This is a genomic window from Metabacillus sp. KUDC1714, from assembly GCF_014217835.1.
Classification (GTDB): domain Bacteria; phylum Bacillota; class Bacilli; order Bacillales; family Bacillaceae; genus Metabacillus; species Metabacillus rhizosphaerae.
The window spans coordinates 2,967,305-2,978,504 of record NZ_CP055263.1 but is presented as its reverse complement, the minus strand read 5'-3'; the positions used below and the strand labels follow the sequence as shown (position 1 = coordinate 2,978,504).

Here is an 11,200-nt window from a genome sequence, read left to right as displayed (position 1 = left end):
TTACTGTTCTATTTCAAAATCACGAACATCAATTTTACCTGTTACTGCTTCGTAAATTAAAGACTGGCGGTATTCTTTTAATTTTTGGATTTGATTTTCTATACTCTCAATTGTAGAAAACATTTTAATATCTTTTATTTGTAAATAATTTGCTATTTCAATCTGTTCCTTATAATCAGGTATTGCCCAAATATCATTTTCTACATCTGTTCCAACAATACTTGGCAAAGCAGTCTGAGTCATTATTAAATCCCAGGGATAAACTTTCAACATATAGTAAAACCATTTAGGGTAAGAGTTACTGTTGAACTTTGTAAAGTACATTGTATCTACAGCCCAAAATAAATCATTTACATACATTGGTTTTCCAATAGTTCCCTTACGACCAAATAACACTGATTCCCCACTAAATAAATGTCTATCCGTTTTCTTAAAAATACCGCCAGAACCATACACATTTATTCCATTTTCATCATTTTTCTCTAATTCAATTTCAATTTCTCTTCCATTACATACTTTTAAAGCTCTTTTCAACTGTTTAACTTCCCAATGCTCAGGTATTTCACCAATCCATTCCACACCAGAATCTTTCATTTTTACATTTGGATTTAAACCTTTTGTTACCGCTTCTTTAATCACTGCTTGGCGTTTTTCTTCTAACAATAAGACTAATTTTTTCTTTTCATCAATTAATTTATCTATTTGTCCAACTTTATTATCTAGATATCTAATAATACATTTTTGTTCGTCTATTTTAGGATAGATAAACTCAACACTTCTAAAGTCTTCCTTATTTAATTTAGGTTGAGCACTTGAAGCAGTTGCTTTTAAGAGAAGTTGCTTTTGAATATACTCACTATTAGATATATATACCATAAACTTCACAAGAACTTTTTTTTCATCAAATCTAGCCATCATCATATTCGGTCCAAGAGTTGCTACTCCATCATATTTGGGCATTTGAACAACTAATCCTGCATAAGCTCCAACGTTAGCAATTAAGTATTCTCCACCAAATAAAGCTGATTTCTTCAAAAAATTATAGGAATCTTCATTAACATAAATTCCATCATTACTTAAATTTGAACGTAAATCTGTTAAACGAATTAAACGGGCATAATCAGGTTCACTTAAATATTCAACATTATCTGCCAATGATTTAAACGAACCATTGGCTGTGTAATCCGTTAATACGTCGGTAACGTATCTAAATTTCGACTCTACCCAATGAGATGGAATTTTATTTATACCCATAATTGATGTGGGCTTATATTCATCATATTCTTTTCTTTTACTCATCCCAACACCTTCTTCAACTGATCAGCAATACTCACTTCTAGCTCTTTAATTTCAGCCATGATTTCTTCTGAACTGCGTAGTGCTGTGTATTTGTAAAATTGACGTGTGAATGGAATTTCATAACCGACTTTTGTTTTACTGTGATCAATCCATGCATCTGGTACATGAGGTAACACTTCACGTTCAAAGTATTCGTAGATGTTTTCTTTTAGTGGTACATTTTCTGTATCACGTAAGTCGGCATCTGCTTCGCTTTCATCTTTTTTCTTCATGCATGCATCGGCTGTTTCATCCTTTTCAGAAAGGCTAGCTAAGATTGCTTTTAGTACAGGTGCACCGATTGTAAGTCCTGCTTCTTTAAAAGCTGCTTTTAATTTCTTTTCAAAGTCTTCACGATTTTTATATAGTGTATCGCTTTCAAGGCTACGTAACACTTCGGTAATTTTCACTTGTAGCTCTTTGCCGGCTTCAATTTCAGCAAGTCCGTTATCGCCTTTTTTCTTCGATGTTGCAAGGTTTTGGAAGGCTTTTTGTTCTGCTACTTGCCCGATACGTTCTTCTGAAATAAGGAAGTTTAGTCGTAGTGGGCGTTCTACGGTAATTTTGTGATAGCCGAAATCTTCCTTATCGAAAATCTTTACATAATCGCTTGGTTTGAAGGAACCGTATAAACGAACGATTTCATCAATTTGCTCCTGTGTAATTTCGTTACGTTTATTACCCATACTTTTCTTCATTTTTTTTGAGAAGTCTACAGCATTGATTAATTGAACTTTTCCTTTACGAATGGCTGCTTTGTTATTTGTTAAGATCCAAATGTATGTTGAAATACCCGTGTTATAGAATAAGTCATTTGGTAATGCAACGATTCCTTCTACTAAATCATTTTCAAGTACATATTTACGGATTTCACTTTCACCTGAACCTGCATCACCTGTAAATAGTGGCGATCCATTCATAATAATCGCTAGCCGAGAGCCTTGTGGATTTTCAACTGTTACTTCCTTCATTTTTGAAATTAAGTGCAATAAGAATAAAAGCTGTCCGTCACTTGTACGAGGTGTACCAGGGCCGAACCGACCGTTAAGGCCTTGTTCCTCATGCTCTGCTTTAATTGGCTTTTCATATGACTTCCAGTCCACACCATATGGAGGATTTGAGATTAGATAGTCGAACTTTTCGCCTTTAAATTGGTCATTCGATAAAGTATTTCCTCGACGAATGTTACGAGCATCTTCACCTTTAATTAAGATGTCGGCTTTACAGATTGCATACGATTCCCCGTTGATTTCTTGTGCAAAGAATTCCAGGTCTGCATTTGGGTTTAATTCATGTAAGTATTCTTGTGCAACAGAACCCATACCACCTGTACCAGCAGCACAGTCATATAAAGTTTGGGTTAGACCATATTTCGTTAAAATATCATCATCACGCATGAATAAAAGACTAACCATTAAACGTACGACTTCACGAGGTGTATAGTGATCCCCAGCCTCAGCATGTTCTGAGAAACGGCGGATTAATTCTTCAAAGATATACCCCATCTCTACATTGGAAACAACTTCTGGATGAAGGTCCAATTCACTGAAACGCTTAATCGTTAAGTACAATAAATCATTGTCATTCATCTTGTCGATTTGTTTATCAAACTCAAAATACTCCATAATATCACGTGCTGTTTTTGAGAAACCATTGATATAATCACGTAAGTTATCAGCGATATTATCCGCATCGCTTAATAAGTTTTTAAAGTTGTAGTTACTTGTATTGTGGAAATTTTGCTTGGCGATACGATTTAAAATCGGCTCACGTGCATCTTCATTGATAGATTTCAAGTCAGCAAATTTTGCTAACACATCATCCTTCGTATCTTCTAATACGCAGTCAAAACGGCGTAAAACCGCTAATGGTAAAACCACCTTACCGTAGTCCTCTGGTTTATAAGGTCCACGCAAAACCTCTGCGATTGACCAGATGAAACTTACTTTATCTTGAAAGTTAATCATTGATGTATCTCCTCTTTATTGAAAATGAATTTTATCTTCTTTAAGAATACCGAAATCTATGATAACAAGGAAGTCAAAGAAGGATTTTCCTTAAATACGACAATTAAAAAAGTGCGTGTCTAAACACTCTCTTATACTTATCCTAGTGACTTTTTCAGTTCACTTAAATTTATTTTCATCATGTCCCGAAACGTGCTAATCGCTACCAATCGCTCTTGGATTATAGTCTTTAAATTCTCAAACTAAGATAGCCGATACACCTTCAAAATGCTCTGGTCTGAGCTTTCTCATATTAGGATATATCTCTTATACTTTACTAAAAGCAATTGGCCATAATCTTACTAATAACTCTTTTTCCACTTTATTCACCTTTAATGACATTATTTCTTAAAGTTGCATTATGATCTGCCTAATAAAAAATGTTATACCTTTTATATTCTTTTTCCATACTGCCGATATCTAATTTTATACCCGGTTGCTACTTTCCGATTTTTTCTATTAATTCATTGTCCGAAAAGTAATTAAATGATTGATTTATTTTTCGTTAGATCATTTGTTTCCTTGTATACTTCAAGACCAAATATCCCTTGATGATTTAGTTCTGATGCCTCAACAAAAACTCTTAATAACTTCTTTAGCAAAAACCATTTCCTCAACTCTCTTTTTGGCACCTTCAGGTGGATTTTTATCATCTCTCATTAAATTTTGCTTGTATATACCTTTATAGTGATTCCACTCCTTATACATTGAAAAAACCTTCTAAAAAACACTTCCACAATTTAACATAACGCTGTAATGAATTACATTCTATCTAATTTTTAAGAATTTCAACGTATTTGCAAGTAATTCTAACTATCTAAAAAAAAAAGTAGTGTAATTTCTCTAGTAATAGATATTCATGAGTATATACGGGGAATGATCGAATTACCTTTGAGGAGTCATTATAAGTACAATAAGAGAATGTAAAATTAATCTAAAATACATCAATGTAGACAAGTTTATAAAAGGTACCTTATTAATATAATCTAGATAAATAGGGATTAATTTGACGAAAATCAGGATATTAGAAAAGGAGTATAAACAGATGCCAGGATATACAAAAGTAATAATAAGTAACAAACTAGTAGAAGTGATTAAACAAGAATACTTACCTCTAGATAGAAGAACTTACTCAGGAGGACGTAAGACTTACCCCATTCAAAGTATTGAGGATCATGATACCAATGTAAAAAGAGGGATAAATCGTGCACGAAATCAAATTAGGAGATTGCTAGAGTGCAATTTTACTGATCGTTATGCATTTATCACCCTAACCTTTAATCCAACTGAAGATATTGATGTAACTAATATAAATATCTGTAATAGGTTGTTTGCAAAATTCAAAAAAAGGCTCGCCTACTATTTAAAAACAAACAATTTACCAGATTTTAAGTACCTAGGCGTTACAGAGTTCCAGGATGAGAATCGTCAAGGAACTATTCACTTTCACATTGTTTGCAATCTAACAGAAGTTCCTGTAATAACAATTCAAAAGCTGTGGCAGTACGGTTGTGTTCACAAAGCACTTACAACTTCAGAATCTACAGAAAACGAAAAAATTTCCTTCTATTTAAAGAAAGGGATTGCTGATCCTAGATTAAATGGTCACAAAAGGTACTTCCATTCACACGGTCTAAAAAAACCTATTACCATAGAGGTTATGAATCTTGATGAGTTTTACAATTATCTTATTAAGTGCCAGCCAACTTTAAAACACGACGATACATATCAATCACAGGTTACTGGTGAGACAAAATATGAACAATACTATTTAGAAGATATAAAGGAGTTAATCAAATATGTACAAGAACTATAATGATTACCCAGATATTCTAAATGTATCAGACATTCAAGAAATACTCGGTATTGGTAGAAAACAGGCCTATGAGCTAGTACATTCTGATAAATTTCATGTAATAAATATAGGAAGACGCATCAAAGTTTCAAAAAATGTTCTATTAAAATGGATTGAAGGAGAAAACTATCATGACTCAACAAACTAAATTAGTTCATTGTGGATCTACAACATTTGTATATGATTTCAACAGTAGAAATATTATAAAAAATCTTGGATTTGAGAAGGATAATTTTAAAGGAAGTATTACACATCTAAGGAGATTACTATTAACAAATTTTATTGATGAAAGAATTTTAGTTACATTTAGTCTTACAGTATCACTTAGTGATTATAACGAAATTACTAAAAAGTTATTTAACTTTATTCATGAAATTAAAGAACTGAGTGGTAAGAACCAGATCAAATACTTGGCCTTATTAGAACTTCCTTTAGAAGAAGATAATACCTATGGACAAATAAAACTTGTTACAGATATTGAAATTCTTGAATTAACAATTGCTTTAGAAGAGGTACTGGGAGAGGAATTGGAATATGGATACTTTAAATTAAAATGTGGGGACGATGTGTCTTATGACGTATATTCTCCTAAAGAATTACTAAATGCTTTTTCTTTGGCTTATAGAAACTCATTAACATGTAACCATTTTAAGGGATATCCTAAATTATTTAAAAGCCAACTTCAAGAACCTTTGATTCTTTGGAATGCAGAAGCCGACACTTTCATAAAGGAACAAAATTTAATTAACTGTCCAAAGTACAATTCAGATGAGATTTATGATAACATAGCCGGCTTTGTAATCATAAATGAATATTCTTTATATTAGACTACCTCTTTTACAGAGGAACTACACAATATTAGTCACATAAAATTAAGCAGAATTACCCCATGTTTAAAACAAGGAAATACGAACATTACTTGTTTTTTTAATCTTTACTAGATGCACTAAATTATCATTGAATTACAAAAATCAGGATAACATATATTATCTTCTTGCTAGGTTAAATACATTGTACAAACATATAATGACTTTTCCTTCTCCTTTAAGAGGTTCCCTTTATGGCAAGGGTGTGGCACAAATCTCCAATAGCCGAAGGCTTGGTGAGATAGAACGGTTTAATGATGCCAAAAAGCTAGTTGCATTCGCAGGAGTAGATCCTAGCGTTTACTCTTCTGGAAAGTTTACCGCATCAGTTAATAGGATAACCGAACGAGGTTCTTGTAGACTCCGCCATGCCCTATATATGGCTGTTCAAAGTGGTATTCGTGGTGCCCGTTAAAAGAAAACGACTGATGAGATCATCGCACGCAATAAAAGATTAAGAGAGTTTTACGATAAGAAACGTGAAGAAGGAAAACCATTCAGTGTAGCAGTTATTACATGTGTTAATAAGCTCTTACATTGGATTTTTGCCTTACTAAAAAGCCGAACTTCTTTCCAAGATATAGCTAAAAACTGTATCTAACTAAATACAACAAAACCTTCCAATTACAATATAGAGGAAGGTTATTTGGCATGAACATTTTTAGTATATCATGATGTTATAAATCTTTTTATTGAAAAATGTTGACAACCTATTAGCTGGTTTAGTTGAGGAAGGAGTGTACATTTATAATCAAAAAAAAGAAATTACAGCAAGATAGAAATTTAGGATTTCTACAATTCACCAAGTTTATAACGCATGCTTGAAGGGACGTATGGAGAGATAACCTCTATCATTTGTTTCATCCCTTCTACCGTGATATAGATACACTGATACTTTTTATTATATTTTTTCGAATAGATCTCGCTAACATAACATTCAATTCCAAATTTATCCGACATATGAGCGGCAAGAAGTTCATTGTCCTCCCACGAGAAGTTGAGCGTAAACAGCTTTCCCATTTTTTTCTTCATGTAATGGCCATCATCACACCAGAGTATGGCTAGTCCAAGTGAATCAAGTAGAGGAATAATATCACGTATTACCCGCACTCCTGAACAGTATGTTAAGGTACGAATCTTTTTAATATACATATTAGGGACCGAACAGACATATACTTGCTCAAATGTTTTTCCGTTTGCATCCGTTTCTGTCTCTACCATTCCCGCAAGAGCAATGTATCCACCCAAGATCCCTTTTTTATATTCCAAGTATTCCCTTTGCCCTTCTTTATGCTTCATACGAAGATAAGCACCCATAGCCTGATCATATAGAGTACCGTCGCCCATGGCACTTGCAATAACCAATTGTTTTTGTTCATAAGATAGCTCTGCCTCCAATAAATGAGGCTTGGAAAGATTCCACTCCCAGTTTTCTCGCATCCTTACGCCTTTCCTTTTTAAATGATAAGTTACTGGAAACTTACTGACTCCATACAAGGAGGCTATCTCTCTTGTTGTAAATCCAGCTTTATACAATGCAGTCCATTCATCATATATCTCTTCGGTAAAAGTATTTCCGTTTCTTCGTTCTATCCCTCGAATTTCGAGATGTTTAGCTACGGTTGAAATAGATACGTCAAATTGATCCGCTATTTCTTGTAGGCTCGCCCCATGTTCATATAGCTCCACCCATATAAGATAGGTTTCCTCTTTAAATATTTTTTGACTAGCTCGACTAGGAATCCCCATCTTATTTTGTAGATAATACCTTACAGTTTCCTTGCTTACTTCATATTGTTTGCCAATATACTCATAAGAAAAATCCAACTGGTACTGTTCCGCCCAATCTTGATACACTTCCTGGGGGAAATTTTTAGGTGCGGTAAATCTAATTTCTACACCTAACTCTTTCAATCTGTATGAAACCAGTCTGCGTTCAACGCCAAACTCCTCAGCTATTTCAGAGAGACTCATCCGCTCAATTAAATACATAACCTTCATTTTCAATACATCCACATCTTTTCTTTGTGCTACAGGAGCAATACTTACCCCCAAAGCCTTTAACTCCTTAGAGAGCTTATTTCGATTAATATTCAACAGCTTGCTCAGTTTAGTAACCGATCCATGTTTTTTGTACAATTCTTCAACAGTCTCCAAATGAATCAATCCTTACGGTTTTTTTTATATTTACCGCAAGTAAGGAAAAATACTCCAACAATTCTTAAATAAGGATTTTAAAAACAGGAAAGTGCTGGATTAAAAATTCGATATTACTAGTACGGTAACACATACTGATTTTCCACTAATGAAATATAATAAAACTAACCATCTCCTTTACCTTTAGATGAAGAAGGAAAAAGAAAAAAGGCTGCCGCAGAAACCCCTATCTTTAACTCTTGCACTCGTTAGCTTAACAACGTTTAAGGTTGAATTACTTTCTTATATTCCTCGAGAATACGTTTAAAATGCCATTTAACATTATGCAATTTTTCATTTTTAAATTGTAAAAAAGTGCGAAAAATACAATTTTACTAATTTATAATATTTTGGACTTGTCACATAAAACAAATCCGATAAAACTATACTATTACTAATTTCCATTTATAAGGAGGAGTGAGTCCTTGGGTAGTCTTAAAAATATTGGTAAGAAGCTTTCAAAGGCAGGGAATGAAATAGCTGGTGCAACAGCCAACTTGATTAACGGCACCGTACAAGATTTTCATGTTCTATCATACGGCGCAAGATTGTTTGTCCTCGACTACGGATTGTTCTGTAAAAACGTACCAGAAATACGAGAAATTTTTGATTAATAGTAGGTTGAGAACATTACAACATCATATAGCAATGAACCAGATTCTATTCGAAATGGGTACTATACCACTTGATTTAATTCAGGAAGTATTTGATAAAGTTCAAAATGAGCTTAGAAAAGAGGTTAAACCGGTTATTTACAAAGTAAAAAATCCGAAAGCAGCAGTTTGGGAAGGAAATGTAGAATTAGATGAAATAAGCCTCCCATTTCCATTTCCAGAAAATAGGAGACCTTTTATTTTTATACATGGTGCCTTTAATAAACAAAATAAAGAAACGGCTTTTGACTTTTTTAAACCCTTTGAAAATGAAGTAAAATTGTTTTATGATCCAAATCTTGGCTATTCAGATGTTGATGTTTACATATTAAGTTATGACACCGAATTAACAGATGAGTACGAATGGTCTATCCGAAAAGGGTTTGAAATGATTCTAGGCCCTATTACCGATCCCGAACCTAACCCAGCACCAGATTTATTTGCAGCAGTCTTCTGGCATGAGTTAATGAAGCGTGCGGAGGAAGTAGGTGCAGCTTTGGTACCATTCTTGAAAGGGATATCGGAGTCAGTTTTAATCAACAAGATTGGCAGAGGGACAATTGTTACTCATTCATTAGGTTGTCATGTGTTTGCTCATGCTGCTCAATCGTTTATAAACGAGTCGTCAGGAACAACCGATATTTTTTCGGAATGGCTCTGTATGGCTGCAGCTATACCAATGGGAGCTTTATCTCCAGGTGGAAAGTATAGCGATGCAAATAAAGTATTGAATATATACGCCGATTCATTAGAAGTCTATTATTCAAAGTTGGATAGTCTTTTATCTACAGTTTATTTTGCTGCTACAGGAACCTTAGCCATAGGACAAACTGGTGCATTAGCGTATAACAGTAATATCAATGACATTGATGTAACAATAGATGTGAATGTAACACATAGAGTTAAAGATGGATATTTCGAAAAACTGGGGCAGTTGCTCTACTATAAATTCCACCCTGGGGATGGGGCTTGAAGTTTCTATAACAAGAAGGTTTCAAACTAAAAATTTCCACAAATTGCGCTTGTTTGTTGAAGAGTTACTCTTTTTAGCTGTTTGTATTAAGAACCTACTTACGTTAAATGTAAGTAGATTTTTATTTTTTTATACACTGTTTTGTGTGGTATTAAAGAATTCAGTCTGATCTTTTTTGTCCATTTTTCCATCAGATTCATAACTTAATCTCTCCGGAACTTTTTATTCTTTTCCATAACTTTCCCCTTTCAAAACTAGTTTGTCTATTCACTTTTCTAGATATTTATAAAAGCACCCATCACTATCAGCACTTTCTTCGTAATTTCTCTGCATTTATAATTACATAATTCATCCTTATGTTAGATAAGGCTCATTGACTAAAATAAAAAGCCATTCTTTAGATTCTTTGAGTTTGCCTTGGACTTTCTTCCTGCTCGATTTCCGTTTCACCCGAAATTCCCATTGTTTACTTTTCCCACAATAATGTGTGAACCCTAGAAAATCAAAGGTATCCAGTTTCCTTTAAGAAACCTACCAATTATTCTTAGTAAGTTAGGGTCAGCAATTCGCAGTTTTAAGAACTCCATCATCCATTTGTGGTCAACGTTGTCAAAGAATCCTTTAATATCGACATCAACTACATAATTTACTGATCTCTTTTCAATATAGTAGTTCAGTATTTTCAAAGCATCATGACAACTACGGTTTGGACGAAAACCAAAGGAACAATCTAGAAATCATTTTCATAGATGGTATCTAGTATCTTTGTAATGCCTTTTTGAACAATCTTGTCTTCATGTTCCGGTATTCCTAATGGTCTTTTCTTGTCTGAATTAAGCTTCGGAATATACATTCTCCTTACTGGAACAGGACGATAGCGTTTACTTTTAAGCCTACTTACTAACTCCTCTATGTTTTCTTCTAAATTTTCACCGTATTGCTCTTTAGTAGTACCATTAATCCCGGTTGCTTTCCTATTGGGTAGTTCATGATGACATTGAGCTAGTGCTTGCTTATTTAATAAATATGCAAGTGATGTGAATTTCATTTTAGGATCAGACTTTGCTAATTCTGCTATCCTTAGTAGTTATGTTTCCATTTATTATCCCTACCTCTGTGTGTAGTAAATGTGTCCCTAGTAAGGGTGATAACTGGTAGCTAGCCTTTCCTACATCGGCATTTGGTTTCCTTGCTTGTTATCGCTTGTACACCATACTCTTCAAAAAAAGAAAAGACCGGTAGGGTCACCCGAGTTGCCGTATCATATCAATGTGTAACGTGCCAAGGTCTCTGACTCCAGAGAGGTTTTATCC

10 protein-coding genes and 1 pseudogene are annotated in these 11,200 nt (G+C 33.9%); 6 read left to right on the top strand and 5 right to left on the bottom strand.

Annotation, left to right across the window (positions count from 1 at the left end):
• On the bottom strand, nucleotides 1-1,299 hold the full coding sequence (locus HUW50_RS14185) for a restriction endonuclease subunit S (RefSeq protein WP_185652954.1): 1,299 nt from the start codon (nucleotides 1,297-1,299) through the stop codon (nucleotides 1-3).
• The gene (locus tag HUW50_RS14180; protein WP_185652953.1) at nucleotides 1,296-3,305 is read right to left on the bottom strand and encodes a type I restriction-modification system subunit M; all 2,010 of its coding nucleotides are present in this window, start codon (nucleotides 3,303-3,305) and stop codon (nucleotides 1,296-1,298) included. Before HUW50_RS14180 ends, HUW50_RS14185 begins: the two co-directional genes overlap by 4 nt.
• 1,084 nt (nucleotides 3,306-4,389) lie before the next feature.
• On the opposite strand from HUW50_RS14180, the gene HUW50_RS14175 reads away from it, so the two are divergent.
• The 4 genes and pseudogenes from HUW50_RS14175 to HUW50_RS14160 all read left to right on the top strand — a co-directional run.
• Nucleotides 4,390-5,160 (top strand): rolling circle replication-associated protein, encoded by a 771-nt coding sequence (locus tag HUW50_RS14175; RefSeq protein WP_185652952.1) that lies wholly within the window; start codon nucleotides 4,390-4,392, stop codon nucleotides 5,158-5,160.
• Nucleotides 5,144-5,347, top strand: coding sequence for a helix-turn-helix domain-containing protein (locus tag HUW50_RS14170; protein ID WP_185652951.1), 204 nt, complete (start codon nucleotides 5,144-5,146; stop codon nucleotides 5,345-5,347). Before HUW50_RS14175 ends, HUW50_RS14170 begins: the two co-directional genes overlap by 17 nt.
• On the top strand, nucleotides 5,331-6,026 hold the full coding sequence (locus HUW50_RS14165; protein WP_185652950.1) for a hypothetical protein: 696 nt from the start codon (nucleotides 5,331-5,333) through the stop codon (nucleotides 6,024-6,026). The genes HUW50_RS14170 and HUW50_RS14165 overlap by 17 nt, the downstream gene beginning before the upstream one ends.
• A 271-nt stretch (nucleotides 6,027-6,297) precedes the next feature.
• Nucleotides 6,298-6,666, top strand: a pseudogene (locus tag HUW50_RS14160) (transposase); the annotation flags it as partial.
• 191 nt (nucleotides 6,667-6,857) lie between these two features.
• Here the strand turns inward: HUW50_RS14160 and HUW50_RS14155 are convergent.
• On the bottom strand, nucleotides 6,858-8,222 hold the full coding sequence (locus HUW50_RS14155) for a hypothetical protein (protein WP_185652949.1): 1,365 nt from the start codon (nucleotides 8,220-8,222) through the stop codon (nucleotides 6,858-6,860).
• Nucleotides 8,223-8,686: 464 nt separating this feature from the next.
• Between HUW50_RS14155 and HUW50_RS14150 the strand changes: the two genes are divergently transcribed.
• Complete coding sequence (locus HUW50_RS14150) at nucleotides 8,687-8,875, top strand: hypothetical protein (RefSeq protein ID WP_185652948.1); 189 nt, start codon at nucleotides 8,687-8,689, stop codon at nucleotides 8,873-8,875.
• 7 nt (nucleotides 8,876-8,882) lie between these two features.
• A complete protein-coding gene (locus HUW50_RS14145) occupies nucleotides 8,883-9,887 on the top strand; it encodes a hypothetical protein (protein ID WP_185652947.1) in 1,005 nt (334 codons plus the stop codon).
• A gap of 494 nt (nucleotides 9,888-10,381) precedes the next feature.
• On the opposite strand, the gene HUW50_RS27125 is transcribed toward HUW50_RS14145, so the two are convergent.
• Nucleotides 10,382-10,573 (bottom strand): reverse transcriptase domain-containing protein, encoded by a 192-nt coding sequence (locus tag HUW50_RS27125; RefSeq protein ID WP_260445497.1) that lies wholly within the window; start codon nucleotides 10,571-10,573, stop codon nucleotides 10,382-10,384.
• A gap of 44 nt (nucleotides 10,574-10,617) precedes the next feature.
• Nucleotides 10,618-10,935, bottom strand: a complete 318-nt coding sequence (locus HUW50_RS27120; RefSeq protein WP_260445496.1) for a reverse transcriptase family protein — start codon at nucleotides 10,933-10,935, stop codon at nucleotides 10,618-10,620.
• Nucleotides 10,936-11,200: the final 265 nt, after the last annotated feature.

What these genes read in the sequence shown, in the direction of transcription:
- HUW50_RS14185 (WP_185652954.1), bottom strand. Translation starts at nt 1,299, where the DNA reads ATGAGTAAAAGAAAAGAATATGATGAATATAAGCCCACATCAATTATG.
- HUW50_RS14180 (WP_185652953.1), bottom strand. Translation starts at nt 3,305, where the DNA reads ATGATTAACTTTCAAGATAAAGTAAGTTTCATCTGGTCAATCGCAGAG.
- HUW50_RS14175 (WP_185652952.1), top strand. Translation starts at nt 4,390, where the DNA reads ATGCCAGGATATACAAAAGTAATAATAAGTAACAAACTAGTAGAAGTG.
- HUW50_RS14170 (WP_185652951.1), top strand. Translation starts at nt 5,144, where the DNA reads ATGTACAAGAACTATAATGATTACCCAGATATTCTAAATGTATCAGAC.
- HUW50_RS14165 (WP_185652950.1), top strand. Translation starts at nt 5,331, where the DNA reads ATGACTCAACAAACTAAATTAGTTCATTGTGGATCTACAACATTTGTA.
- HUW50_RS27120 (WP_260445496.1), bottom strand. Translation starts at nt 10,935, where the DNA reads ATGAAATTCACATCACTTGCATATTTATTAAATAAGCAAGCACTAGCT.